The organism is Egicoccus sp. AB-alg6-2 (assembly GCF_041821025.1).
Lineage (GTDB): Bacteria > Actinomycetota > Nitriliruptoria > Nitriliruptorales > Nitriliruptoraceae > Egicoccus.
In genome coordinates, this window is record NZ_JBGUAY010000001.1 from 261,375 (window position 1) to 286,275 (window position 24,901).

General features: G+C 72.7%; 23 protein-coding genes and 2 tRNA genes. 12 read left to right on the forward strand and 13 right to left on the reverse strand.

Features of this window, described 5'->3' with window-relative positions; all coding sequences use genetic code 11:
- Positions 1 to 5: 5 nt before the first annotated feature.
- The 5 genes from ACERMF_RS01330 to ACERMF_RS01350 form a co-directional block, all read right to left on the reverse strand.
- Positions 6 to 1,016, reverse strand: coding sequence for an alpha/beta fold hydrolase (locus tag ACERMF_RS01330; RefSeq protein ID WP_373667215.1), 1,011 nt, complete (start codon positions 1,014 to 1,016; stop codon positions 6 to 8).
- A 65-nt stretch (positions 1,017 to 1,081) separates the two neighbouring features.
- Positions 1,082 to 2,590, reverse strand: coding sequence for an HRDC domain-containing protein (locus tag ACERMF_RS01335; RefSeq protein WP_373667216.1), 1,509 nt, complete (start codon positions 2,588 to 2,590; stop codon positions 1,082 to 1,084).
- Positions 2,587 to 4,068, reverse strand: a complete 1,482-nt coding sequence (locus ACERMF_RS01340) for a UvrD-helicase domain-containing protein (protein WP_373667217.1) — start codon at positions 4,066 to 4,068, stop codon at positions 2,587 to 2,589. Before ACERMF_RS01340 ends, ACERMF_RS01335 begins: the two co-directional genes overlap by 4 nt.
- Positions 4,069 to 4,072: 4 nt before the next feature.
- The gene (locus ACERMF_RS01345; protein WP_373667218.1) at positions 4,073 to 4,243 is read right to left on the reverse strand and encodes a hypothetical protein; all 171 of its coding nucleotides are present in this window, start codon (positions 4,241 to 4,243) and stop codon (positions 4,073 to 4,075) included.
- A 95-nt stretch (positions 4,244 to 4,338) separates the two neighbouring features.
- Positions 4,339 to 5,172: a hypothetical protein gene (locus tag ACERMF_RS01350; protein WP_373667219.1), complete on the reverse strand. Its 834-nt coding sequence runs from the start codon at positions 5,170 to 5,172 to the stop codon at positions 4,339 to 4,341.
- Positions 5,173 to 5,378: 206 nt separating this feature from the next.
- On the opposite strand from ACERMF_RS01350, the gene ACERMF_RS01355 reads away from it, so the two are divergent.
- A complete protein-coding gene (locus tag ACERMF_RS01355) occupies positions 5,379 to 5,795 on the forward strand; it encodes a hypothetical protein (RefSeq protein WP_373667220.1) in 417 nt (138 codons plus the stop codon).
- Between the two features lie 6 nt (positions 5,796 to 5,801).
- Here the strand turns inward: ACERMF_RS01355 and ACERMF_RS01360 are convergent, their stop codons facing one another.
- From ACERMF_RS01360 to ACERMF_RS01370, 3 genes are read right to left on the reverse strand one after another with little or no spacing between them, the layout of a single operon-like run.
- Positions 5,802 to 6,050: a heavy-metal-associated domain-containing protein gene (locus tag ACERMF_RS01360; RefSeq protein WP_373667221.1), complete on the reverse strand. Its 249-nt coding sequence runs from the start codon at positions 6,048 to 6,050 to the stop codon at positions 5,802 to 5,804.
- A 30-nt stretch (positions 6,051 to 6,080) separates the two neighbouring features.
- The gene (locus tag ACERMF_RS01365; RefSeq protein WP_373667222.1) at positions 6,081 to 7,121 is read right to left on the reverse strand and encodes a B12-binding domain-containing protein; all 1,041 of its coding nucleotides are present in this window, start codon (positions 7,119 to 7,121) and stop codon (positions 6,081 to 6,083) included.
- On the reverse strand, positions 7,118 to 7,885 hold the full coding sequence (locus ACERMF_RS01370; RefSeq protein WP_373667223.1) for a hypothetical protein: 768 nt from the start codon (positions 7,883 to 7,885) through the stop codon (positions 7,118 to 7,120). Before ACERMF_RS01370 ends, ACERMF_RS01365 begins: the two co-directional genes overlap by 4 nt.
- 102 nt (positions 7,886 to 7,987) lie before the next feature.
- Between ACERMF_RS01370 and tadA the strand changes: the two genes are divergently transcribed.
- The 7 genes from tadA (at position 7,988) to ACERMF_RS01405 (ending at position 14,944) form a co-directional block, all read left to right on the forward strand.
- Entirely contained in the window at positions 7,988 to 8,452 is a 465-nt protein-coding gene (gene tadA / locus ACERMF_RS01375; RefSeq protein WP_373667224.1) for a tRNA adenosine(34) deaminase TadA, read from the forward strand.
- Positions 8,453 to 8,556: 104 nt separating this feature from the next.
- Positions 8,557 to 9,693 carry an alpha-hydroxy-acid oxidizing protein gene (locus tag ACERMF_RS01380; RefSeq protein ID WP_373667446.1) on the forward strand — a complete coding sequence of 379 codons (1,137 nt, stop codon included), beginning with the start codon at positions 8,557 to 8,559 and terminating at the stop codon, positions 9,691 to 9,693.
- Positions 9,694 to 9,787: 94 nt separating this feature from the next.
- Positions 9,788 to 9,876, forward strand: a tRNA-Ser gene (locus ACERMF_RS01385).
- Positions 9,877 to 10,043: 167 nt separating this feature from the next.
- On the forward strand, positions 10,044 to 11,021 hold the full coding sequence (locus ACERMF_RS01390) for an SDR family NAD(P)-dependent oxidoreductase (RefSeq protein ID WP_373667225.1): 978 nt from the start codon (positions 10,044 to 10,046) through the stop codon (positions 11,019 to 11,021).
- Complete coding sequence (locus tag ACERMF_RS01395; RefSeq protein WP_373667226.1) at positions 11,018 to 11,839, forward strand: alpha/beta fold hydrolase; 822 nt, start codon at positions 11,018 to 11,020, stop codon at positions 11,837 to 11,839. The genes ACERMF_RS01390 and ACERMF_RS01395 overlap by 4 nt, the downstream gene beginning before the upstream one ends.
- 73 nt (positions 11,840 to 11,912) lie before the next feature.
- Entirely contained in the window at positions 11,913 to 13,331 is a 1,419-nt protein-coding gene (locus ACERMF_RS01400) for a hypothetical protein (protein ID WP_373667227.1), read from the forward strand.
- Positions 13,332 to 13,357: 26 nt separating this feature from the next.
- Positions 13,358 to 14,944: a hypothetical protein gene (locus ACERMF_RS01405; RefSeq protein WP_373667228.1), complete on the forward strand. Its 1,587-nt coding sequence runs from the start codon at positions 13,358 to 13,360 to the stop codon at positions 14,942 to 14,944.
- An 18-nt stretch (positions 14,945 to 14,962) separates the two neighbouring features.
- On the opposite strand, the gene ACERMF_RS01410 is transcribed toward ACERMF_RS01405, so the two are convergent.
- Positions 14,963 to 15,994, reverse strand: a complete 1,032-nt coding sequence (locus ACERMF_RS01410; RefSeq protein WP_373667229.1) for a DUF2891 domain-containing protein — start codon at positions 15,992 to 15,994, stop codon at positions 14,963 to 14,965.
- 107 nt (positions 15,995 to 16,101) lie between these two features.
- Here ACERMF_RS01410 and ACERMF_RS01415 point away from each other — a divergent pair, with 107 nt between their 5' ends.
- From ACERMF_RS01415 to ACERMF_RS01430, 4 genes are all read left to right on the forward strand, one after another.
- Positions 16,102 to 16,914 (forward strand): DUF72 domain-containing protein, encoded by an 813-nt coding sequence (locus tag ACERMF_RS01415; protein ID WP_373667230.1) that lies wholly within the window; start codon positions 16,102 to 16,104, stop codon positions 16,912 to 16,914.
- A 54-nt stretch (positions 16,915 to 16,968) separates the two neighbouring features.
- A tRNA-Ser gene (locus tag ACERMF_RS01420) sits at positions 16,969 to 17,060 on the forward strand.
- A 476-nt stretch (positions 17,061 to 17,536) separates the two neighbouring features.
- Positions 17,537 to 18,061 carry a hypothetical protein gene (locus ACERMF_RS01425; RefSeq protein WP_373667231.1) on the forward strand — a complete coding sequence of 175 codons (525 nt, stop codon included), beginning with the start codon at positions 17,537 to 17,539 and terminating at the stop codon, positions 18,059 to 18,061.
- 214 nt (positions 18,062 to 18,275) lie between these two features.
- The gene (locus tag ACERMF_RS01430) at positions 18,276 to 19,727 is read left to right on the forward strand and encodes a mannitol dehydrogenase family protein (RefSeq protein ID WP_373667232.1); all 1,452 of its coding nucleotides are present in this window, start codon (positions 18,276 to 18,278) and stop codon (positions 19,725 to 19,727) included.
- 7 nt (positions 19,728 to 19,734) lie between these two features.
- Here the strand turns inward: ACERMF_RS01430 and ACERMF_RS01435 are convergent, their stop codons facing one another.
- Genes ACERMF_RS01435 through ACERMF_RS01450 form a run of 4 tightly spaced genes read right to left on the reverse strand, consistent with a single transcriptional unit; the run spans position 19,735 to position 24,871 of the window.
- Positions 19,735 to 20,616, reverse strand: a complete 882-nt coding sequence (locus ACERMF_RS01435) for a ribokinase (RefSeq protein WP_373667233.1) — start codon at positions 20,614 to 20,616, stop codon at positions 19,735 to 19,737.
- Between the two features lie 12 nt (positions 20,617 to 20,628).
- Positions 20,629 to 21,642, reverse strand: a complete 1,014-nt coding sequence (locus tag ACERMF_RS01440) for a Gfo/Idh/MocA family protein (protein WP_373667234.1) — start codon at positions 21,640 to 21,642, stop codon at positions 20,629 to 20,631.
- Positions 21,639 to 22,685, reverse strand: coding sequence for a zinc-binding dehydrogenase (locus ACERMF_RS01445; protein ID WP_373667235.1), 1,047 nt, complete (start codon positions 22,683 to 22,685; stop codon positions 21,639 to 21,641). Before ACERMF_RS01445 ends, ACERMF_RS01440 begins: the two co-directional genes overlap by 4 nt.
- Positions 22,686 to 22,690: 5 nt before the next feature.
- Positions 22,691 to 24,871: an alpha-galactosidase gene (locus tag ACERMF_RS01450; protein WP_373667236.1), complete on the reverse strand. Its 2,181-nt coding sequence runs from the start codon at positions 24,869 to 24,871 to the stop codon at positions 22,691 to 22,693.
- Between the last annotated feature and the right edge of the window lie 30 nt (positions 24,872 to 24,901).

Here is a 24,901-nt window from a genome sequence, read left to right on the forward strand (position 1 = left end):
CCGGCTCAGGCGTCCTGGACCGCCCGCTGTCGTACGAGCTTCGTGAAGTCGTGGTGACGTTCCAGCGGGGCCTGGTGCCCGGCCCCCTCGAACTCCAGCAACTCGGCGTCCGGCAACGCCTCGACCAGTCGCTGCGCATGCACCGGCGGTGTCAGCCGGTCGTCGGTGCCGACGACGACCGTGGTCGGCACCGACAGCTTGGCAAGGGCGTGCCGCAGATCCAGTCGACCGATCGTGACCCCGATGGCGGAGCGCACGTCGGCCGGGCAGTCGAGGAACAGCTGCTCGGTCAGCACGATGGCCGACGGGGGCGCGTCCTTGCCGACGGCGATGTAGGCCGTGGCGCGATGCCCCACCGGCGAGGGACCGTGCGGGAGCGGCAGCCTCGACGTGAACGCGCGGGCGCCGAGGGTGTCCGCGACGAGCTTCGCGAAGCCGAGCTCGGCGAAGAAGGTCGAGTTGAGCTGGTCGACGCCGGTGCTGGCCAGGACGGCCCCGTGAACGCGGTCCGCCACGGGGCCCGGCTGCGCGTCGGCCCAGGCGATGATGCTCATCGCCCCCATGGAGTGACCGACCAGCAGCGCGCGGCGGTCGGCGGGAACGCACGTGGTGAGCACCGCATCGAGGTCGGCGGCGAAGGCGTCGGTGGAGTAGTCGCCGTCGGCGGCCCGGCCGCTGGCGACGTGGCCGCGCTGGTCGTAGGCGATGACGCGGTGGTCGTTGCTGAGCTCACGCAGCTGGTGGATCCAGAACCGCACGCCCATGCCCCAGCCGTGCGCGAAGACCACCACGGGCCCGTCGATCGGCCCGGCCTCCCACACGGCGAGTCGTGTGCCGTCCGCCGACACGACGGTGCGGCCCATTCCCGGCAGGGGCGCGTCGAGGATGTCGCGCTCGGGGTCGGCGAGCAGCTGGGCCAGGTTGCGGCGCCGGCTCCACTCCCAGGTCGCCGCGGCGCCGACGATGCCGGCCAGGCCGACGGCTGCCCCCGTGAGCTTGGTGCGTCGCGTGGCCATCGCTACCTCGTGGTCGGCGCGCAGGCTATCCGGCCCCCACCGAGGTCCGGCGGCCCGCGACCGGGTCAGGGGGTGGTGGCGGATGCCACGACGTCGAGGAGGTCGTCGCCGTAACGCTCGAGCTTCGTGGGTCCGACGCCGGGGCAGCCGGCCAGCTCGCGCAGCGTCGTGGGACGGCGACCCGCGATCACCTGCAGGTGCCGGTCGTGGAACACCAGGTAGGGCGGAACCCCCTGTTCGGCGGCGATTCGGGTCCGCCACTGCCGCAGCGCCTCGTAGAGCGTGTCGTCCATCGGCGGTTCGTCGTCGCCGAGCAGACGTCCCCCGAGGTCGCCGACACCGCCGTTGGCGGTGGCCCGCGGTCGCGTGGTGCGAGGCGCCGGCGCGAGCGTGGCACGGCGCCCGTCGACCGTCACCGCCGCGCCGTAGGGCAGCCGGAGCGCCACCGGGTGTCCGTCGTCGTCCACGTCGACCGCGACGCCGGCCGGGTCGACCACGGTGACGCGGGCGTCGAGTCCGCCGGGCAGGCCGATCCGGAGTCCGGGCTGGGCGACGATCGCGCCGTCGGGCCGCGTCCTCGCGGTCACGTGCTCCGGCAGCGTCGCGGCGGCGTCACGCGGTGCGGTGACCGCGTCGCCGGCGCGGTGCAGCTCGGCGACGAACGCCGACGTCCGCTCGCGGTCCGCGACCACGTCGACGCGGCGGCGCCCCCGGGTCACGGCGACGTGGAACACCCGCCGCTCCTCCTCGACGTCCTCGGACAGCCGGTGGGGAAACAGGCCGGCGGTGGCGGCGAACACCACGACGTGGTCCCACTCCATGCCCTTGACGCGGTGGACCGTGGACAGCACGACGCCGTCGGGGTCGGCCGGCACCCGCAGCCGGTCGACCAGCCAGTCGCGGAAGGTGGCCGGGTCGGGATGCAGGGCGGCCAGCTGCTCGAGCGCGTCGAGGTCGTCGCCGTGGCTGGATCCCTCGGGGCGCGTGCGCGAGGAGTCGAGCGCCTCCATCGCCTCGCCCAGCCCGATGCGGTTGCGCACGATCCACAGCACGCGTGCGGTGTCGGCCCCGTCGGTGATGGCGGCGGACAGGTGGTGGAGGTCACCGAGATAGCCGGTCCAGCGTTCGCGGTGGCTGGGATCGAGGGCGTCGGCCATGGACTCCAGTTGGCCGATGGACCAGCGCGTCGAGCGGCGCAGGTGCGGCTGCACCGCCGACTTCACCTTGCGCGCCGGCCGGTTGAGCGTGTCGAGAAGGTCGTCACGCTGGCAGCGGTCGAGGTCGAGCCCGAGACGCAGGTAGGCCAGGGCGGTCCGCACCCCGGTGCGGCCGAGCACGCTGGCGTCCAGCGGGGCGGAGTGGCCGACACCGGCCTCGGTCAGGGCGACCTGCACCGGCAGCAGCGCGCTGTTCACCCGCGCCAGCACCGCTGCCTGGTTCGCGGCAGCGCCGCCGTCGAGGCGGTCGCGGACGAGGGCGACGGCGCGCTCGGCCATGGCGCCGGCGGTGACGCGGTGGATGGCGAGGGCTTGGTCCCGCCCGACGTCGCTGGTGGCCGGCGAGGTAGCGCTCACGACGACGTCTCCACCAGCGACGTGCCGGTGACGGGCGTCGCACGGGGTCGGTCGTCGGCCAGCCCGGCACGGATCCGCTTCGGCACCCGACGCTGGTTGTGCCCGAGCAGCGACACCGCCGCGTCCACGACGGCGGGCGGGCAGCGGTAGTTGACCTCGAGGGCATGGTGCTCGGCTCCGGGGAACCAGCGGTCGAAGTCGACGAGGTAGTCCGGCGTCGCACCGGCGTAGCTGTAGATGGTCTGGTCGTCGTCGCCGACGGCGAACACCTGCATCGACGGTCCGGCGACCAGCCGCACGAGCAGCAGGAACGCGGGCGTGAGGTCCTGGAACTCGTCGACCAGCAGGTGGGTGCCCACGCGCTGCGCGGTCCGGCGCAGGTCCGGTCGCGTCAGCAGCAGCTCGAGGGCGCGGTAGACCTGTTCGTCGAAGTCGAGCAGGCGCCGCTCGGCCAGCAGCTCCCGGTAGCGGGGGAACAGCTCGGCGAAGCCGTCGACGTCGCCACGCACGGCCTCGACCTCGACGGGATCGCGCAGGGCGAGCCGGACCTCGGTGAGGGCCTCGAGGTAGGGCTGGAACGGGTCCTGGTTCGGGATCCGGGCCACGGTGAGGAGTCGGTCGAGCAGGCCCCGCTGGTCGCGTTCGCCGATGACGTCGCGGCGTTCGTCGAGGTTGCAGATCCACAGCGCCAGCGAGTGCAGTGTCCGGATCGACGCGCCGGTCCCGGCGGTGCGGTCACGCATCTCCTGCGCCGCCCGGGTGTTGTAGGCCAACGCGGTGACCAGCTCGCGTTCGACGCCGCGATCGCTCAGCAGGTGCTTCAGGCGGGCCGTCAGCACGCGGGTCTTGCCGGATCCGGCGGGGGCGATGACGCGGGCCGGGCCGGCGCGGTGCGTGACCGCGGCCAGCTGATCGGCCGCGAGGGCGTCGCGCGGCGCGGCCTCGCCCTGGACGGTGAGCCGACCGAGGCCCACGGACTCGCGGTGGACGAGTGCGGCGTCCACCGGGCCGGTGAGCGGGCCCCGCGGGCCACCGTCGACCCATGCGTCGCGACCGTCGGGCAGGATGATGTCCGCATCCGTGCCAGCGGTCGCGTCGCCGCGTCGCTGCGCCAGCTCGCCGTGCCACCAGATCGGGTGGCTGCCTCGCAGGTCGTAGCTGTTGGCCCAGGTGAGAAAGTGCAGCCGCTCGCGGTGGAAGGCGAAGTCGTCGGGCAGGGTGTGGGGCGCGGCGGAGGTCAGCTCGGGTTCGCGCAGGGCGTCGTTGTCGGTGGCCAGCTCCAGCACGAATCGCTGTCGTCTGAGCCAGCGGTGGTGGAGGACGGCGGCCAGGGCGGCAGGCGATGCCGCCACCTCGTCGTCGACGACGAATCGCCGGACCCCGTCGAAGCCGGGCGGCACCGGTGCGCCCGCTCCGACGACGACGCCCCGGCCGAGGAGATCAGGACCGGGGTAGGCGGCAGCGGGTGTGGCGGACACGCGCTCAGAAGCCCCTGTGGTCGCCCGTGCCGCCGCAGCGGACCACGAGCCCGAAGAATTCGCGCACGTCGGCCGCGCCCCACCGCTCGCGCAACCGCGACGGCGGCTGCCTGTCCGCCACCAGCGCCACCAGCACCACCTCGACACCGGGCGCGGCGACGCGTGGGCGGGACATGGGGGCTCCTGTGGCGGGAACGTGGGAACGTATCGGGCCGGGATCCGAGGTCCCCGGCGGTGCGCGCCCGACCTGAGGACGGAGGGCGCCGGTCGTCATCCGGGCTGGTACCAGGCCCGCTCGGTCAACCACCCGATGGCCCAGGCGAGCAGGTCGTCGTCGCCGACCACGTGCAGGGTGGCCAGCAACTGCTCGGTCGAGGGGAGCGTCCGGTCGAGCACCTGGGCCAGCCCGGCCGCGTCGAGCCAGTCGGCGTGCGCCGGGTCCACGGTGAACGGCCCCAGTTCCAGCGTCCCTTCGCGCGCGTGCCGGTGGACGTCGTCCCAGGTCGCCGTGGTCGGGTCGAGCCCGTCGCCGAGCGGCGGACGCCCGGCGACCTCGGCCAGTTCGGCCGGGTCGACCTCACGGGGGCCGTCCGCCGCGTCGAAGCGCTCGACCGCCTCGCCCGTGACCGCGAGGAGCCATGTGCGCGCGTACAGGTCGGTGACGGGCGGGACGTCGACCAACGACGGCAGCCCGAACGCCCGTCTGGCGGTGTTGGCGGCGGCGTCGCGGGGTCGCAGCGCCTGGGCATCGAGGTCGTCGGGGTCGGCGGTCGACCAGGCGGCCACGTCGTCGCCGTCGGCCACGCGGTAGACACCGACCTCCGCACCTCCGCGCAGCACGCACACCAGCTGCTGCAGGGTGACGACCTCGGCCTCGTCCTCGGCCGCCACGTCCTCGGAGGTGACCACCACCAGGCCGTCGGATCCGTCCGGAGCCTCGAGGATCCCGTTCTCCTGCATGGTGACGTCGACCAGGGTCACGGCGCCCGGACCGGTGGCTTGGAGGCCGACGATGGCGCGGGCGTCGGGATCGACCGGCCCGAGCTGGTCGTGCAGTTGGCGGAGCACGTCCACCGCGGTGGTGGGATCGAGCTGGGACGTCACGACACTCCTCGCGTTCTCCACGCCGACGGCGGCGACCGGGCGGTAGCCGACCCTACTGCGGGGACCGACGGCGGTCAGCGCTGGTACGGGCGCTGCCCGGATGGGCACCCGCAGCGGTGGACACGGCCGCCCGGGGGGACTGTCATGGCGGTCCGCAGGCGGGACACGCCGCCCGGGACACCGCGTCCGAGTGCGAGGAGAACGACGTGAGCGAGGACATGCTCGTCTATCCGACCGAGAAGGTCGTCGGGGTGCTCGACGACCGCAGTGCGGTCGACGATCTCCGGCAGTCGCTGTCCGAGGCCGGCGCGACGGACGTCGAGGTGCTGACCGGCGACACCGGCGAGGAACAGCTCGACCCGAAGGGCGAGGAGCATGGCGCGCTGGGCAAGGCGATGCGCACCGTGCAGAAGGCACTGGGCGACGAGGCGGAACGGCTCGAGAACCTCAACGACGAACTCGGGCAGGGCAACGCCGTGGTGCAGGCGGGGCTCTCCGCCGAGGACGACGACGCCCGCGAGGACGAGAAGCGCACGATCGCCGGCGTGATGCGCCGGCACGGGGTGCGCTCCATCGCCTTCTACGGCAAGAACCAGATCGAGGAACTCACGCTGGACGCGTGAGCGCGATCACGGCATCGGGCCGGGGTGGCCGCCCATCGAGCCGGCACCGGTGACGCGCTCGACCTCGTAGCCCGCATCACTGATCGCCTTGGTGACGGCGTCCTCGCTGGCGCTGCCCGTGACGACCACGGTCTTGCTCTCGATGTCGACCATGCGCGAGTCCACGCCGGCGACGTCGTCGAGCGCGCCCTCGATCGAGTTGCGGCAGTGGTCGCAGGAGATGTCGGGGACGTGGTAGGTGCGGGTGTTGAGCATGGTGGTCCTTTCGGTCGTCACGAGTCTGCCTCAGCCGGTGACCCCGCCGTGCCGCCCATCCCGTACCAGCGAACGTGCCGCGGGATGGTCCGCCAGCACCGACTCGAGTGCGCCGAGCTCCAGTGCCAGCAGCGTCGTCGGCAGCCGGCGGCCACGGTGGACGTCGGCGAGCCAGGGAACGACGTCGGTGAACACCGCCGGGTCGTCCACCAGCACCGCGGCGGCGAGGTGGTCGTAGAGCTGCTCGAGGTCCTCGACGGTCTGGTCGATGGCGGCGTCGGTGCCCGCAGCGGCCACCCCGTCCTCGACGGCCGTGACCGCCTCGCTCAGCAGGCGCGTCCGCGCGCGGCGCAACCCGTCGGCCTCGGCGTCGCGTAGACGAGCGATCCCGGTCGGCCGGGTGCGGTGCCGGATCCAGCCGAGGACGGTCTGCGTCCCCGCCTCGACCGACGGGGCATGGGCGTCGGCGCCCAGGGCCCGTGCCCGCGAGACGGAACTGGCGCCACCGCCCAGCAGCACCGGCAGTCCGGCACTGTGGCCGGCCGCCACGGTCCGCGCGGCACCGGTCAGGTTCGAGGGCATGGTGACGCTGACGGCCAGCGCGTCGACCCCCAGCGCGGGCAGGGTCCTGGCCACGTCGGTGGCGGGCAGGCCGGCGCCGAGGAACACCGTGTCCAGGCCGACGCAGGCGAAGGCGTGCTCCGCCAGCCGCGCGGGCAGTGCGTGCCATTCGCCGTCGGCGGCGGCGATCGCGACGCGCCCGACGGCAGCGACGTCGCCGAGGTGGTCGTCGAGGCTCGCGAGGACCGCTTCCGCGACGGCGGTCGCCGCGTGCTCCTGCGTGATGGTCCAACGGCCGCTCTGCCACAGTTCACCGACGCGTCGTTGCGCGCGACCGACGGCGTCGCGGATCTCGTCGGCCGGGCGACCGGCGCGCAGCTGTGCTCGGGCGTGCGTCGCGGCGCCGTGGCGGTCGGCCAGTTCGAAGTAGGCGACGAACGCCTCGACCAGCTCCGGGTCGCGGACCTCGGTTCGGAGCGGCCGGCCACCCGTCGGGCCCGGGCGGCTCACGTGGTACCTCGCGCCGCGTCGTCGCGTCCCAGGCCGAGTTCGTCGCGCAGTCGCGCCAGGGCGTCGATCGGCTCGTCGCCGGTCACCGTCACCGCGGCGCGCAGGGCGATGCCGGTCGCGTCGGGACGGCGGCGCCACCGGTCCTCGAGACGCCGCCGCAGCACGCGCGCATGGTCACCCTCCGGGCGGGGAAGGACGGCCACCACGGCGAGGCCGTGCAGGCGCCCCACGCGCTCGTCGACGTCCAGTTCGCTGCGCACGCTCATGGCCAACTGGTGCAGCAGGTGGTGCAGCCTGGCCGTGCCATGGAGACGCTCGACGGCCCCCGAGGGGTCGAGTCCGAACCCGACGAGAGCCGTGCCGGGCGCCGACCGCCCGATCAGCCGGGTCGTCGCCGTGGCGTGCAGTGCGCCGGTCAGGTCGTCGTGCAGCGTCGGGTCGTCACGCTCGGCCAGTCGCCACAGCCGTTGCACCATCCGTTGGCCGTCCTCGACCAGGCCGGGCAGCACGTGCTCGAGGTGGCTGCGGGCCGGATCGTCGGGAGCGGCGCAGGGCAGCAGTGGTCCCCGCACGCCCAGCCCGATGTCGACGTGCAGCGCCTCGCCGCCGGCGACGTGGGCCCGGACCAGGTCGCCCCCCAGTCGGGTCACCGCGCGTTCGAGCGCGGCGACGACGTCCTCCGGGCGCCTCGCCCGCAGGATGTCGCGTTGCGCCTGCACGGTGGTGTCGAGCATCTGCAACTCGACCCCGGGGTGATGTTCCACGGTCGCGACCTCGGGTGCCCCTGCGCCGGCGGTCCCCACCGGCCCGGCCGCTGAACGTAGCGCTGGTCGAGTCGCGCCGGTGACGGCATAGCCTGCCCGACGATGGACGACGTGACCTGGATGCGGGAGGCGATCGCCGAGGCCGAGCTGGCGTCGGCCCACGACGACGTGCCGATCGGCGCGGTCGTGGTCCGTGGCGACGAGGTGGTGGCGCGGGCGCACAACCGGCGGGAGGTCGACGCCGATCCCACCGCGCACGCCGAGATCCTGGCGCTGCGGCAGGCCGCCGACGTGGTGGGCTCCTGGCGCCTGGCCGGATGCACGCTCTACGTCACCCTCGAACCCTGCACGATGTGCGCAGGTGCGCTGGTGCTCGCCCGGCTGCCGCGGCTGGTGTTCGCCGCGGACGACCCCAAGGCCGGCGCGGTCGGCGCGCTCTACGACATTCCGCGCGACCCCCGGCTCAACCACACCGTCACGGTCGTTCGTGGCGTCGAAGCCGAAGCGGGCGCGGCGCTGTTGCGCGAATTCTTCGCCGCCCGACGACGGCCACGCGCCAGCCGCTGAGTCCATCGCTCGGCGAGCCGCCACCTACGGTTGCCGCGACTGCCGAGACGGGAGAGGCGCACGTGGGCTTCAACACGTTCCAGTACGAGTTGTACTTCGCCGGCATGGGGGGCCAGGTCCCGGAGCTGCCGGTCACCTACGACGCGTTGGAGGCCCGGGCCCGCGACCACCTCGACGACCGCGCGTTCGGCTACGTGGCGGGCAGCGCCGGGGCGGAACGCACCGCTGCGGCCAACCGCGAGGCCTTCGGGCGCTGGCGCCTGGTGCCGCGAATGCTCGTCGACGTCGCCGAGCGCGACCTCGAGGTGGAACTCCTCGGCCGCACGCTCCCGGCGCCGCTGCTGGCCGGACCGGTCGGGGTGCTCTCGATCGTCCATCCCGAGGCGGAGAAGGCCGTGGCCCGGGCGATGGCCGGGCTGGGGCTGCCCTCGGTGCTCTCGACCGTGTCGTCCTTCCCGCTCGAGGAGGTCGCCGACGCGGCCGGCGAGGGGCCCCGCTGGTTCCAGCTCTACTGGCCCGCCGAGGACCCGGTCACCGACAGCCTGCTCCAGCGCGCGGCCGACGCGGGGTACGAGGCGGTGATGATCACGCTCGACACCCGCCTGCTCGCGTGGCGTCCCCGCGACCTCGCCACCGCCTACCTACCTTTCCTGCACGCCGAAGGGCTGTCCAACTACCTCACCGACCCGGTCTTCGCCGCCGGGGTGGCGGAACCGAACGAACACCTGTCGGCGACGCAGGCCGCAGTGATGCGTTGGATCCAGGTCTTCTCCGATCCCGCCCAGACGTGGAGCCACCTGCGTGAGCTGTGCGCCCGTTCGCCGCTCCCGGTGCTGGTGAAGGGCATTCAGCACCCCGACGACGCCCGCCTCGCCATCGACGCCGGCGTCGCCGGACTGGTGGTGTCCAACCACGGCGGACGGCAGGTCGACAACGCGATCGGGTCCCTCGACGCGTTGCCGGGGGTGGTCGCGGCCGTCGCCGACGAGGTACCCGTGTTGTTCGACAGCGGCGTGCGCACCGGCGCCGATGCGGCGGTCGCGATCGCGTTGGGTGCGAAGGCGGTGCTGATCGGACGCCCGTGGGTGTGGGGACTCGCACTGGCCGGCGAGGACGGGGTCCGACACGTGTTCCGTTGCCTGCTCGCCGACCTCGACCTCACGCTGGCGCTGGCAGGGATCGCCTCGGTGCGCGACCTCGACCGCGGCGTGCTGGTCCGTGCCGGATCCGAACCGAGCTGACCAGACCCGTCCGGGTGCGTGCCCCCCGGCGACGCGGACGCGCGTGCGTGCCGGTTGCCGGTTCGGGCGCCGACGGCGTACCCTCCGCGCCGCTGGAGGGATCGCATAGTCCGGCCTAGTGCGCTCGCCTCGAAAGCGAGTAGGCCCGCAAGGGTCTCGAGGGTTCGAATCCCTCTCCCTCCGCTGCTAACGCCCCGGCCATGTGCCGGGGCGTCGCCATTTCCGGCGTCACGACCGGCCGGTCATCTCGGACCGATGGCGACGAATGCCGGGTGTCCGACCGACCCCAGCGGCCGCGTCGGCGTACGTCACCTTGGGAGACCGCCCCAACAATGACCCGAGGTGCCGACGTGGGAACGAAACTCAAGGACGCGGTCGTCGTCGTGACCGGCGCATCCAGCGGCATCGGCCGCGCGACGGTGAAGGCCCTGCTTCACGCCGGCAGCACGGTGGTCGCCGTCGCCCGCCGCGAGGACGCGCTGCAGGACCTGGCGGACGAGTTCGACGGGGACACCCGTCGCCGCCTCGACATCGAGGTGGCCGACGTCAACGACGCGACCGCGCTCGAACGCGTCGCCGCGGAGGCCATCGGCCGCTACGGCCGCCTCGACGCCTGGGTCAACAACGCGGCGGTCAACCAGTACGGCCGATTCGAGGAGGTGCCGCTCGACGAATGGCGCCGCGTGGTGGAGACCAACCTGTTCGGCTACGTCAACGGTGTCCGCGCCGCGCTGCCGTGGTTCCGTGAGCAGGGACACGGCGTCGTCGTCAACGTCGGTTCGGTGCTCTCGAAGGTCCCCGCGCCGCTACAGAGCGCGTACGTGGCCAGCAAGTACGCCATCCGCGGCCTGACCGAGTCGTTGCGCCAGGAGACGAGGGACGTCAAGGGCATCGACTTCGCGTTGATCATGCCGGGCCCGGTCGACACGCCGTTGTTCCAGCACGCCGCCAACCGCACCGGCAAGCGGATCAAGCCGCCGGAACCGACGGTGGACGCCGCCCGGGTCGCCGCCGCCATCGTCAAGAACATCAAGCGACCGCGCCGCGAGGTGCCGGTCGGGGCATCGACCCGCCCGGCCCTGTTGTTCATGCGACTGGTCCCCGGCATGACCGAGCGTGCGGCAGCGAAGCCGATGGCCGCCGCGCACCTGACCGACGAGGCGGAGACGCCGACGGCCGGCAACGTGTTCGAGCCGGTTCCGCACGGCATCTCGGTCAGCGGGGGCTGGAAGCCGGCCCGTGCCGGAAACCCGGGCCGCACGCTCGCGCTCGCCGGTGCCGTCGCGGCCGCGACCGCCGTCGGGCTCAAGCGCCGGAACGCCGCATGAGCCAGCGTGCGACGGCGACCCCGACACCGCGCTGGCACGAGGTCCGTGCCGGCCGGTGGAGGGTGGCCAGCCGCGTCTGGCAGCGATTCGACACGACCGGCCGACGGCCGGTCGTGCTCGTCCACGGCCTGGTGGTCAGCAGCGCCTACCACGTACCCCTTGCCGAGCACCTGGCCCGGGAGTGGACCGTCCACGCGCCGGACCTGCCCGGGTTCGGTCGCACCGAAGGGCCCGCCGAGGCGCTGGACACCCGCGACCTCGCTCGGGCCCTCATCGCGTGGATGGATGCCCGGGGGCTCGCGGACGCGGCGGTCGTGGCCAACAGCTACGGCTGCCAGGTCGCCGCCGAGGCGCTCATGGCACGGCCCGACCTCGCCGGCCGGTTGGTCCTGTTGGGACCCACGATCGACCCGCGGGCCCGTCGCTACGACGAGCAGCTGCGACGTTGGCGACGCGAGATGAAGACCCAGAGCGGCAGCCTGCAGCGCCTGTTGTTCCGCGACTACCTGCGTGCCGGCCTCGGTCGCGCGGTCGCCACGTTCCGCCATGCGATGAACGACGCGATCGAGGACAAGCTGCCCCACCTCGAGGTCCCGACGCTGGTCATCCGCGGCAGCCGCGACCCGATCGTCGACGACCGTTGGGCCGAGGAGGTCGCGGGGCTGCTGCCCGACGGGGAACGGGTCCGGCTGCCCGGCGCCACCCACGCGATCAACCACGAGATGCCCCTGCAGACGGCGCGCGTCGTCGCTGCCTTCCTCCGCCGCCCGGACGCCGATCTGGGTACGGCGCATGGGGCCGGCGCGCGAGCCGCCTGACCCAACGCCCTGACGCACCGACCGCCCCACCCACCACCGCAGCATCGAGAACCGAAAGGACGGCGATTTTCCGATGGCCTCCCCTCCACCCTTCGTAGCGGGCTTCGACTCCGCGACCGCCATGGTGCTCGCGACCGCCGCATACCTGCGCGGCGAGGACTGGCCCGCGCTGGGCAATCCGCGGGCGCTCGAGCCGCCGGTCGCCCTCGCCAACCTGCTGCCGAGGAAGGCACGGGAGCAGTTGTTCATCGTCAGCGGCGCGCTGGAGACCACCTCGCCCCGCAAGATGGGCAGCATCGACCTCGACGACATCGGCGAATGGCTGCTCGACGAGTACCCCGAGCGCCGGTATCCGGCGGTCGCCGTCGGTTCGTCGAGCGGCGCCGCCGTCAACCTCAACGCCGCGCTCGGCAGCCCGTGGCTGCCGCAGACGGTGTTCCTGCCGGTCCGCCAGCCCGTCCATCCCGACGACCCGACCGAAGCGATGGAGCGCGGCATCGAACCCGGCCGCGAGCTGATGGAGGCCAACCCGGACTGGCAGTTGCACCACATGCACGATGCCAACCAGGACCGGCTCATGGTCCGGGTACTGACCTACTTCCGCGTCAAGCGTCGAAACCTCGGCGACGGCTACGAACGCTTCCTGGCGGACCGGCTGCCGCCAGGGGGGACGGTGCTGCTGTACGAGTGCCGCACGCGGTGGAACACGACCCGCATCGGGGACCGGCACGTGTTCCAGCACGGCGCCGTCGGCGGTGCGACCGAACGCGAGTTCCACGAGGGCAGCGAGCGGGTCGAGGGCTACCTCGAACGCTACGACTCCCCCAAACGCCGCTGGGACGGACCCGAGCCCGACACCGTCAGCCCCGAAGCCGAGTGGGGCTTCGAGGAGTCGCTGCGCGACGACGTGTTGCGTTTCGCCAGGGAGCGCCGCTACCGCGTCCGGCGGATCGTGTTCGACGGGCCTGACGACCTCAGTCCCCTGGTCGCCGACCTGTATCGCTGGTGGTACCGACGGCGGCGCATCCCGGCGAACCGGCTGATGGTCGGATCCTTCGTGATCAACGATCCGCACTGGATCCTCCGTACCGGCTCGGTGCCGTACTGGATGCGCTTCAACATGCAGCCGTCACTGGATGCACTCCACGAGTTCCTCGACGGCCGTGACCCCTTCGACGAGATCCATCTCGCGTTGTTCCAGCACGGCGTGCAAGCCGTCGGTATCCCGTCCCCGGACGACTGGCGCGAGCTCCTGGCACGCGCACGCACGCAGGGTTCGACATTGGGGGCCGACCTCGACGAGTTCCCCCACGACTTCGCGCACTACGCCCGCTACCACCGGGCGATGAAGCAGGTGCCGGCGCGCTATCCCCTGCCCGGTCCGCTCTCGATGCGCGAGTTCGACGAGTTCCTGGCCCAGGCCGGCCCCTACGAGCACATCGAGATCGAGGACATCACGCCGGACGGTGAGCGGCAGCCCGTCGCGGCATGAGGCTTCGTTGGCCGGCTCGTACGGGGGTGGTGGCCTACGCCATCCTCGTCGGGCTGGTCACGCTGGGCGTGGCGGCCGGTGCGGTACCGCGCTGGTCGGGGAGCCTGCACCTGGTCGCACTGCCGCCACTGGACCTCGCGGCGGACCTGCGGTGGCTCCTCGCACGCGCCAGTACCTGGCCGGCCGCGGTCGCCGGCATGGCCGTCCTGCTGGCGGTGCGGATCACCGTGCTCGCCCTGCTCATCGACGCCGAGCGGCCGCGCTGGCGGCTGGCAGCGACCTTCTATGCCGTCGCGTGGTTGCCGCTGCTGCTCGCGGCCCAGTTCGACTTCATCGCCCACGCGGCGTTGTACTCGCGTCTCTTCGGGGCCGCCTTGTTCGTGCTCGGGCTGGTCTTCGTGGCGTTGGCGGCCGCGCCATGGAGCGAGGGAACCGGGGATGCCGCCGGGCGCTCCGCGGCCGCCGACCGCCCGCTGGTCGGACGGCTCTCCCGTGCCTGGCGGGGGGCGGCCCGGGCTGGACTGCGAGCCCCGGTCCTGCTCGCCTACGTGGCGGCGTTGGTGGTGCTGGGCGCCGTTGCCGAGCGCTGGCGTCCGCAGTCGCTGTGGCTGGCCGTGCCTGCGTCCGGGCTGCTGACACTCGCGACGATCGCCAGGCTCCGGAGTCCGGCCCCCGCACGGCCCGGGCGCGGCCTGGCCGCCGTGACCGTGCTGGGGCTCGCGCTCTGGGGCACGACGGTGGTGACCCGCGACGCGCCCTGGACCGCCTCGACGGCAACGAGGGACGGCTCGGCGGTCATCATGTCGGGCATCAACTCCGCCTCCGGCGAGGGCGCGATCTTCACCCTTCGGCCCGCCTACGTCGGCTTCACCTGCGAGCAGTTCACCTACTACTCCTACGCCGGGCCCGGTGACGGCCAGCCCCAGGGTGTCGCGGTCTGCCCACTCGACGCCGGTGCCCCCTACGTGCCCGAGGACACCCAGCGGCCCTTCGAGGAGCAGGTCGACCTGCTCGCCGAGCAGACGGCTGGCCTCGAGCCGCCGATCGTCGTCTTCGCTCACTCGCAGGCGGCGTGGGTCGCCTGGCAGGCCGCCGTTGAGGAGCGGATCGACGGCCTCGCCGCACTGGTCCTGATCGGTCCGTTCCCGTCCAGCCCGTTGGCCTGGCCGCCGCCGGGCGAACCCGGTCCAGGCATCGTCGGCGGGGCCCTGTTCCGGTTCCTCGCACCCGCTGCCGCGGTGGTCGACTTCGACTTCGACGTCGACGCATCACTGAGCCGCGAGCTGCTCGCCAGTCCCGATGCGGCCGCGACCGTGTTCGCGCAGCCCCTGCCTCAGGACGTCGCGGCCCTGGCGGTGACGGCCTCCAGCGACCTCGCCGTGATGCCCGACGGCTGGCGCATCGACGGTGCCGTGGACGTCTGCCCCGTGCGGGAGGCCCACCCCTACCTGCCGATCACCCCGCACGTCCACCGTGCCGTGGACCGCTTCCTCGACGGCCAGGTGCTGCGCGACCCGCCGGCCGCGGGGTCGGGGCAGCAGGGATGTCCGCCATGGCCGGAGCTGTACCGCCTCGCGTCGCAACCGTTCGGGGCGCCTCCGGCCGGCCGGTGAGCCCGCTCGTGGTCGCCGTCAGGCGGCGGTCCGGTCCAACAGGTAGATCGCGAACGTCGGCAGCCAGTGCTCGCCGACATAGTCACCGCCGAGGACCTCGGGCAGCGCGGCGTCGCGGTGCCGCGCAGCGGCGTCCCTGGCGAGCTCGGCGAGCGCGTCGCCCGAGGGAAGGGCGTCACCGATCGCCGCCCAGCACCATGCCCGGCTGAGGTTGAGGCCGTCGAGGTGCACCGTCTGCGGGTCGGTCCGGTCGCTGACGACCGCCGGGCGGGTCAGCGGCGAAGGGTCGGGAAGCAGTCGGTGCAGCCAGCCGGCGAACTCACCCGCACCGAGGACGCGACGCAGCAGATCGGCCTCGACGAGCACCGGCGAGAGGAAGTCGTTGGCCGAGGGCTCGAAGCCCGCGGCGTACCCCTCGTCGCGTCCGTACCAGCGGAGGGCGGCTTCGCCGACCGCGGCCGTCAGCGGCGCATCGTTGGTGACGACGGCGGCATCGTGCAGCAGCCCGCAGGCGAAGGCGCTGTTGGCGTGGGTGCCGCTGCGCTGCGGATAGACGGTCGAACGCAGCCACTCGAGGCTGCGTTCACGCACGGTCTCCGCGAGCGGCGCCAACGTCGCGTCCCAGCGGTCGAGGTCGCGGTCCGTCGCCGCCCCGGCGCGCAGTTCGGCCGCCAGCGTGAGCAGCCATGCCCATCCGTAGGGTCGCTCCCAGGTGCGGCGCGCCGGATCGGCGAGGTAGTCGACCTCCGCCGCCACCGCTTCGGACGTGCAACGCTGCGTGAACCAGTCCCGGATGGCGGGCGCCTCGGGCAGATCGGGATGACGGCGCAGCAGCCGGACCAGCATCCAGTGCTGGTGCACCGAGGAATGCCAGTCGTTGCTGCCGAAGAACAGTGGATGCAGTTGCGAAGGGGCGCGGCCGAGATCGTCGGGTCCGGTCAACAGGTGCATCGGGTGATTGGGGTACTCGCGTGCCACATTGGCGAGTCCGGTCGCCGCGTAGCGGGATGCAGTCGCGGGATCCAGCACATCGGGCGCGTCGGCGGTCACCGGGGGTCCTTCCCACTGGCCACCACGGCGACGTGCGGACAGGGAGGGGATCGTTCGAGAGGACCGCCGCAACCTACCCTCGAACCAGGCGGCGACGGAGTCGCGTCATGGCAGGCGAGGTACGGGTCGGCACCAGCGGCTGGCAGTACGACGACTGGCGCGGGACGGTCTACCCGCCTGGCGTCGGGCCCGCCCGGTGGTTGTCCCACTACGTCGGCTGGTTCCCCACGGTCGAGGTGAACTCGACGTTCTACCGGCTGGCGCGCGAGACCGCCGCCGAACGATGGCGCGCCACCGCACCGCCCGGATTCGAGTACGTGCTCAAGGGCAGCCAGTTCATCACGCATCGGTTGAAGCTCAAGAACGCGCACGAAGCCGTCGGCCGGTTCTTCGCTCCGCTCGTGCCGGTGCTCGAGCGCACCTCGGTGGTGCTGTGGCAGCTGCCACCGAACTTCAAGCGCAACCTCGATCGGCTCGACCGCTTCCTCGACCTGCTGCCGCCGACGCACCGGTACGCCGTCGAGTTCCGCGATGACGACTGGTTCCACCCCGACACCTACGCGCTGCTCGACCACCACGGCGCCTCGCACGTGTGGTTGTCGTCGAGCCTGACCCGGCGCCACGAGTCCGTCGCCACCGGCGACCACGTCTATCTGCGCTTCCACGGGTTGTCTGAGCGGGCCTACCGGCACGACTACACCGACGCCGAGCTCCTGCCGTGGGTGGAACGGCTGCGCGGGGTCGCCGAAGCCGGCACACCGGCCTGGGTGTTCTTCAACAACGACTACGAGGGGCACGCCGTCCGCAACGCGAGACGCCTGATCGAACTCCTCGGGGACGCGGCTCGGCCATGGCCTCCGGCGGACTACGACGTCATCGCGCTGCCCGAACACCAGGGGACCACGTTGCCGCCGAGGTGATCGGGCGCGTACCCTCCTGCCCGCCTCGCTTCGAGCTCGCTCGGAACGGGACACGGAGGGTTCGCCTAGTCCGGCCTATGGCGCACGGCTGGAATCCGTGTTGGGAGTCACATCCCTCGGGGGTTCGAATCCCCCACCCTCCGCCAGAGCATCACCGCTTGAACGGCGACGACGCCCCGGCCACATCGGCCGGGGCGTCCGCGTTCGCGACACCACCCCACGTTCGGTTCCCGGCACGAAAGCCGGCGGCACCCGGCCCGCGCGAACGGCCGCGACGCCCCACGTTCGGTTCCCGACGCGAAAGGCGGCGGCACCCGGCCCGCGCGAACGGCCGCGACGCCCCGCGTTCGGTGCCCGGTACGAAACTGGGCGGTATGCCCACCGGCGCGGCCGTCTTGCCGCCCCACGTTCGGCGTCCGGCACGAAAGCCGGCGGCACCTGGCCGCACCCGACCGCAAGGGGGATCATCGTCCCTGGTCGCCGCCTCCGTTTCGGGCGAAGCTTCCCCGCGGGGCGTTGGCATCCGGCGGAACTGCTGCATGGGGACGGCGCGATCCGTGACTTCTGTGCGTCGGGCGTGCGCCCGGCGACGAGTTTGGAGCCGTCAATGCGAAGCAGGTGCATGCACGTCCTCATGGTCGCCGCGATGCTGCTCACGATGCTGGCCGGCCCGGCGGCCGCCGACTCGGCGGTCCCCGCCGGCGGTGACTACGACATCAAGATCGTCGGCAACGCCCGGCTGTACCCGTGGAACGGCGTGATCGACGGCACCACGGTCGCCTTGAACGTCCGCGTACGGTGCCCGGCCGGCGAGACCGCCGTCGTGCCCTTCGCCGGCATGCCCGATGCCTTTGGCGGGCAGTTCCCTGCGCCGTATCTGCCCGGCCACACGAGTCCGGCGGTGTACGGCGGCCTGGTGCAGTGCACCGGCGGCTGGGTCAAGGCGACGACGGTGGCGCGCAGCGTCGCCCGCCTGCAGAACCCGGCGACCCACCCGTTCGAGTACTTCTCGCACGGTCGCGTCGCGTTCGTGGTCGAGATCGCCGGGTGGCCCGACCCGCTGGCGACGCACAGCAAGACACTGCAGGTCGTGGTGCCGGGTCGGCGGGGGGCGGGCGGTACCCAACCGGGTGTGCGGGCGGCGTAGCGCACCTCCGATCCGTGGGGGGCGACCACCACCGGCACACGCCCGGGGATGGCTCCGCGCGGTGGTGCGTTCCGCCGGAGGTCCACCTCGGGTTGGCGGCACGGCCGCGTCCAGGCATCACCGGGCGCGACCTTGCCGGTGTGGGGTCGAGGCGCGGACACCGCGACTACGGTTGCGGCATGCCAGTTCCGCTTCCTGCCACGGCCTTTGCCGCGTGACGGCGCTGTCCGCCGCGGCGCTGGGAACACTCGACGCGCGCGTCGGCGTTCCCGCGTACGACCGCGGCCGCCTCGTCGGAAGCATCGTGCACCTCGGGGTCGGCAACTTCGTCCGGGCCCACCTCGCGTCGTACCTCGACGAGGTGGCGCAGTCGGGAACGACGTCGTGGGGCATCGTCGGTGCCGGGGTGCGCCAGCACGACCGTCAGATCGCGGCGACGCTCGCGGCCCAGGACCACCTCTACACCCTCGTCCAACGAGGGGAAGACACGGCGGACGTGCGGGTGATCGGCAGCCTGCTCGACCACCTTGCCGGCGGTGAACCCGATCGCACCGAGGTACGGCTGGCAGCACCCGAGACCCGCATCGTCTCGCTCACGATCACCGAGGCCGGCTACCCGATCGACGCGGACGGACATTTCGATCCCGCCTCGAGTCAGGCCGGCCCGGACTCCGCGATCGCGGTCGTCGTTCGGGGGCTGCGGCTGCGGCACGACGCCGGCCAAGGCCCGCTGACCGTCCTCAGCTGCGACAACATCGTCGGCAACGGTGACGTGACGCGTGCCGCGGTCCTCGGTGTGGCGGAGCGGCTCGACACCGCGCTGGCCGGCTGGATCGAGCGAAACGTCGCCTTCCCCAACAGCATGGTCGACCGGATCACCCCCGCGACGACTGACGCGGACCGGGCCTGGCTGGCCAGCACCCACGGCATCGAGGACCGCTGGCCGGTGATGACCGAGCCGTTCCGCCAGTGGGTCCTCGAGGACACCTTCGCGGCCGACCGGCCCCCACTCGAGCAACTCGACGTCCTGCTCACCTCCGACGTCCGCCCCTACGAGCGGATGAAGCTGCATCTGCTCAATGCCGCGCACAGCTGTCTCGCGTATCCGGCCGCGCTGCTGGGGTTCGGACGTGTCGACCACGCGATGGCGGATCCGCTCGTCGAACGGCTGGTCCGGTGCTACCTCGACACGGAGGGTGGACCGGTCGTACCGCCCGTCCCCGGCATCGACCTCGACGCCTACCGGTCGACGTTGGTGCAACGATTCCGCAATCCGGCCGTGGCCGACCAGGTCTCCCGGCTGTGCCAGGACGGCTCGGCGAAGCTGCCGACGTTCGTGCTCCCCGTCGTGCGTGAGCAGCGCACGAGACAGGGGCCGATCGGTATCGCCGCGCTCGCGGTGGCCAGTTGGTGCGTATACCTCGCCGGCGGGGTCGGCGACATCGTGACCGAGCCAGCGCCGGATCCCCTGCTCGACACGCTCAGCCTCCACGCTCGGGCGGCCGACGACGACCCCCGCGAGTTCCTGCGCCTGCGCCGGGTCTTCGGCGACCTCGACCGGGACGAGCGGTTCGTCGCGGCCTTCCTCGACGCCCACCGTCGTCTGCGCGACGGCGGCGTGCGACGGGCCATCGAGGCGGCGATCGACGGGTCCGTGGCCGGCTGACGCTCGCTCAGCGCTGTGCGCGTGACAGCTGCACGATCCTGGCGGCCGCGTCGTTGGCGGCCCCGGCTGCGTCCGCCAGGGACGCGCCGCGCGACAGGCTCGCCGCCAGCGTGCCCGCGAACACGTCGCCGGCGCCCGTCGTGTCGACCGGGGTCACCCGAAGGCCGGGCACGTGCACGACATCGCCCGGGTTCGTCGCGACGTACGCACCCTCGGCGCCGTCGGTCACGACCACGGAGGCCACCCGCGCGGCAAGCCGGCGTGCGAGCTGGTCGGCGGCGTCGCGGGGCGCGCCGGAGCCGAGGACGGCAGCCGCCTCGCCCCGGTTGACGATCAGCGGATCGCAGCGGGCAAGCAGATCGGGCGCCAGGTCACGGACGGGGCTGGCGTTGAGCACGAACCGGGTGTCGTTGTCTGCCGCCCAGGTCGCCGCGGCCTCGACCGCGACCAGGGGCACCTCGAGTTGAGCGAGTACCACGCGCGGCTGCAGGGCCGTCAAGGCGGCACCGACGGCGTCGGCCTCGAGGGTGCCGTTGGCGAGCGCCATGACCACGATGCGGTTCTCGCCGTCCGGCGTCACCTCGATGTAGGCGCGTCCGGTCGGCTGCGGGGACCTCACCACCCGAGAAACGTCCACGGCCGCGCGGTCCAGTTCGCCCAACAGCAGGCGACCCGCTTCGTCGTCCCCGACGCAGCCGACGAACGCGGCGGGGGCCTCGGCGGCCGCCGCGACGGCCTGGTTGAGCCCCTTGCCGCCCGCGACCTCCTCGAGGTGGTCGCCCATGACCGTCTCCCCGGGAGCGGGAAACGCCGGCACGGCCACCACGACGTCGAGGTTGGCCGACCCGACGACGGTCACCGCCACGCCCTCACGCCTGTCGCCCGTCATCTCGACCTCGGGTCACTCGCCGGGGTAGCGCACCCCGATGGCGGCACGGACTTGGTCCATGGTCGCCATCACGGCGACCGATTCCTCGGGTGGCATCAGGGGACTGGCGGTCTCACCGGCCGTGAGCAGCCGTTCGACCTCGGCAGCCTGGTACTGCATGCCGCGGCCGGACACCGCCTGCTCGAACCGGTCGACGGGCGTGCCCTTCGCGTCGAGCACGGTCACCGAGGCCGGGGAGTACCAGACCGCGTCGATCTCGATGCGGCCCTCGCTGCCCAGCACGACGGCCCGGTTCGATCCGCGCGAGCGCATCGTGGAGAACGAGGTCGACACCACGCCCTCCCCGTGGTCGAGGATGGTGGCCACCGACTCGTCGACGCCGGTCGGGCCGATCACCCCGTGCGCCATGACCCCGGTCGGGGTGCCGAGCAGGTCGTGTGCGAACGCCAGCGGGTACGAGCCGAGGTCGAGCAGCGCCCCGCCGCCAACCGCGAGGTCGTTGAGGCGGTGCGTGGGCTCGGTCGGCAGGTTCTGGGTGTGGTCGGCGTGCAGCGAGCGGATCGCGCCGATGCGGCCGGCAGCGATCACCTCGCGGACGTAGGCCATGTGCGGCAGGAAGCGGGTCCACATCGCTTCCATGACCAGCAGCCTGCGCTCGCGGCCGAGGTCGACGATCCGGCGTGCTTCGTCGGCGTTGAGGGTGAACGCCTTCTCGACCAGGACGTGCTTGCCGTTCGCGAGCGCGTCGCAGGCGTTGGTCACGTGCAGGTGGTGGGGCGTGGCGACGTACACCACGTCGACCTGCGGGTCGGCGACGAGGTCCGCGTACGACCCGTGGGCGGTCGGGACGTCGAACTCCTCGGCGAACCGCTGTGCCGCCTCGGGCGTCCGCGACCCGACGGCGGCGATGCGGTGACCGTGGGCGGCGAGGTCGCGGGCGAACAGACGGGCGATGCCGCCGGTGGCCAGGATGCCCCAGCCCACCTCGCCGGCGGACGTCGGCTCGGGCGCGGTGGTGTCGGTCACCGGCCGCCTCCGTAGTCGAGGACCACCTGCATGGCGTCCTGCGGGTGCTCGTCGAGCATCGCGAACGCGTGCGGCGCCTCCTCGGCGTCGACGACATGGGTGACCAGTGCTTCGAGGTCGAGCTGACCGTTGCGTTCGAGCTCGAGCACCGTGGTGGACATGCGGACCTCGTCCCAGCGGTGTTGCAGGTGCGGCGCCACGCCGGAGATCTGTGAGCCGACGATGTTGACGCGGTTGTGGTGGAACTCGTCACCGAGTCGCACCGGCTCCGCCGGGCCCTGGAAGAAGCCGGCCGCCACCACCTTCGAGCTGTAGGCCACCGTCCGGACCGCTTCGTGCAGGGCGTGGTAGCTGCCGCTCATCTCGATGACGACGTCGGCGCCGCGATGGTCGGTCGCGTCGCGTACGGCGCGGGCGACGTCCTCGGTCGTCGGGTCGAGCGTGCGGACGGCGCCGAGCCGTTCAGCGAGCCGGCGTCGCGGTTCTACCGGGTCGACCACCGTGACGCGGCCACCGTTGAGGCGAGCCAGCTGCCCGGTGATCTGGCCGGGAACGCCCGCCCCGAAGACAACCACGTCCTCGCCGACGTGGATGTCGGCGTCGAGCACCGCGTTCATGGCGATGCCGCCGATCTTGCCGAACACGCCCGTGAGCGGGCGCGCCCCCTCCGGCAGCAGGCGGGACCGCACGTAGGCGGTCGGCCGGACGGCGCTCGTGCGGTGGCCCCACGAGCCCCAGACCAGCTGTCCCACCAGGTCCTCGTCGTCCGCGCTGCCAGCGGCGACGACGCGGCCCACCTCCTCGTATCCCCAGCCGTCGAGGGGGTAGCTCTGGGTCGTCCCGCCGGCGACGAACAGGCGGCGTTGCGGGTCCCATTCGCTGTTGAGGTAGGGATTGCTGCCCCGGTAGGCCGTCAGCTCGGTGCCGGCGGAGATGCCCGAGTACAGGGTCTCGATCCGTACCTCGCCGGGTCCGGGCTCCGGCTCGTCCACGTCGACGACCAGCGCCTCGCGTGGCGCGGCGATCCTGACGAGTCGTCCCACGACGCCTACCTCCCGTTGTCGGTGGATGTGTCCTCGTGCAGCCGCACCAGCAGCGCTCGTTCGGGGTCGATCATCGGACCCTGCAGCCCGATGGTGCCGAGCAGCCGGCCGCTGACGACCGGTGGGTCCACCCACCACGACGGTGGTCCGCTCGCGGTGTTGGTCATCGCGCTCTCCGAGAGGAGCACCGGCTCGATGCGGTACCTGCGATCCGGGTCCAGTCCCGGCAGGCGGATGCGTCCGGGCTGTGCCACGGGGCTGGTGTCCATGGCCACGAACGCGAACAGGGCGGAACGACGGTCGATCGCGACGACGCCGTGGGCCCAGTAGGCCTCGTCCGGATAGTCGCAGCGGACGGTGGTGCCGGTGCACACGAGCTCGCGCACCTGCTTGTAGAAGGTCACCCAGCCGGCGAGTTCGTCGAGCTCCGCCGGCGAGGCGTCGCGAAGGTCCCACTCGATCCCGAAGTGGCCGAAGACCGCCGTCGCGGCACGGAAGGCGAGGTCGTGGGTGCGGCGGGTCGTGTGGGCCGTCGGGGCCCCGACGTGACTGCCGATCAGCTCCGGTGGGAGCAGCAGGCTCGTCCACCGCTGGATCCGCTGGCGTTCGACGGCGTCGATGCAGTCACTGGCCCACACGCGATCGGTGCGCTCGAGCACCGCGAGGTCCACGCGTCCCCCACCCGAGGAGCACGACTCGATCTCGAGGCCAGGGTGCCGGCGCTTCAGCTCGTCCATCAGCCCGTACACCGCGAGCGTCTGCTCGTGCACGCGCGGCCGGCGGGTGGCACGGTCACCGGGCTCGAGCAGGTCGCGGTTGTGGTCCCACTTGATGTAGTCGATCTCATGCGCGTCGACGAGCCGGCTGATCGATTCCAGCACGTGCTCGAACGCTTCCGGGACGGTGAGGTTGAGGACCTGCTGGTGACGGCCGCGCAGCGGCAGCCGGTCACCTGGGCCCATGATCCATTCGGGATGGGCACGGGCGAGGTCGGAGTCCTCGCTGACCATCTCGGGCTCGAACCACAGGCCGAACTGCAGGCCGAGCGAGCGGACGCCCTTGACCAGTGGCTCGAGGCCGTCGGGCCACACCGCAGCGTCGACCACCCAGTCGCCCAGGCCAGCCCGGGCGTCGCGACGTCCGAGGAACCAGCCGTCGTCGAGGACGAAACGTTCGACGCCGACCCGGGCGCCGAGCTCGGCGAGCTCGAGCAGTGCATCGAGGTCGTGGTCGAAGTAGACCGCTTCCCAGGTGTTGAGCACGACCGGACGTGTTGGCGCCGGGTGCGTCTCGCGGCGGCGAAGGTGCTCGTGGAAGGACGCGCTGACGGCGTCGAGGCCGTGGCCGTGGGCGCCGTAGAGCCAGGGCGTCGTGTACTGCTCGCCGGGCGCGAGACGTACCTCGCCGGGGAGCAGGAGCTCGCCACCACCCAGGACCCGCACACCGCTGAGGGTCAGCTCGGCGAAGGTCGCGTGGTTGCCGCTCCATGCGGTGTGCACGGCCCAGATCTCGCCGTCCCGGAAGCCGAAGCCGTCCGTGCCGGCGGCCAGGACGAACGTGGCGTCCGACCCGGTTCGGCCGCGTCGGCCCTCGCGCAGGTGGGTGCCCGACGAGAAGGTGTGCCGCTGTGGGGTGCGTTCCCGCAGGTGCCGGCCGGTGAAGTCCAACAACTCCTGCGCCTCGGCCGGGACCGGGAGCGCCAGGCGCATCGCGTCGAGGGTGTAGCTCCCCGTGGAGGCGGTGTTCGAAACGGTCGCGCGCACCCGCACGACGCCGGCCGGGCACAGCTCGAGGTGGCTGCGCAGGCCGAGGCCGGCGACCTCGTCGGCGGCGTCGACGGTGAGGGCCCACCCCTGCTCGGCGTCGCCCTCGAGGTGCCAGTCCGTCCGTGTGAAGGCGGTCGAGAAGTCGGTGCCCTCGCGGTGGCCCTCGAGGCCCGGGGTGCCCATCCATCCGGTGGACTGCTCGGGCAGGATTGCCGGGTGACGCTGCGCACCGGTCAGTCCGTCGGACCAGCGCTGCGCCTCACCCAGCGTCGAAAGGAACCGGCGGTCGCTGGCGTCGTCACCCACGGGGGCGCCCCAGTGCAGCACCCGTGGGACCCCGCCGGCGACGTCCACGACGAGCCCGACTCCGCCGGCGTCGAGGACGACGGGCTCCGCGACGTCCTGCTCCCTGGTCCCCACCGTGCCGACCTCCTCGGGCCGCGTCAGAAG

Coding starts and splice junctions, on each gene's coding strand:
- ACERMF_RS01330 (WP_373667215.1), bottom strand. CDS start 1,016: ATGGCCACGCGACGCACCAAGCTCACGGGGGCAGCCGTCGGCCTGGCC.
- ACERMF_RS01345 (WP_373667218.1), bottom strand. CDS start 4,243: ATGTCCCGCCCACGCGTCGCCGCGCCCGGTGTCGAGGTGGTGCTGGTG.
- ACERMF_RS01360 (WP_373667221.1), bottom strand. CDS start 6,050: ATGCTCAACACCCGCACCTACCACGTCCCCGACATCTCCTGCGACCAC.
- tadA (WP_373667224.1), top strand. CDS start 7,988: ATGGACGACGTGACCTGGATGCGGGAGGCGATCGCCGAGGCCGAGCTG.
- ACERMF_RS01380 (WP_373667446.1), top strand. CDS start 8,557: ATGGGGGGCCAGGTCCCGGAGCTGCCGGTCACCTACGACGCGTTGGAG.
- ACERMF_RS01395 (WP_373667226.1), top strand. CDS start 11,018: ATGAGCCAGCGTGCGACGGCGACCCCGACACCGCGCTGGCACGAGGTC.
- ACERMF_RS01400 (WP_373667227.1), top strand. CDS start 11,913: ATGGCCTCCCCTCCACCCTTCGTAGCGGGCTTCGACTCCGCGACCGCC.
- ACERMF_RS01415 (WP_373667230.1), top strand. CDS start 16,102: ATGGCAGGCGAGGTACGGGTCGGCACCAGCGGCTGGCAGTACGACGAC.
- ACERMF_RS01425 (WP_373667231.1), top strand. CDS start 17,537: ATGCACGTCCTCATGGTCGCCGCGATGCTGCTCACGATGCTGGCCGGC.
- ACERMF_RS01435 (WP_373667233.1), bottom strand. CDS start 20,616: ATGACGGGCGACAGGCGTGAGGGCGTGGCGGTGACCGTCGTCGGGTCG.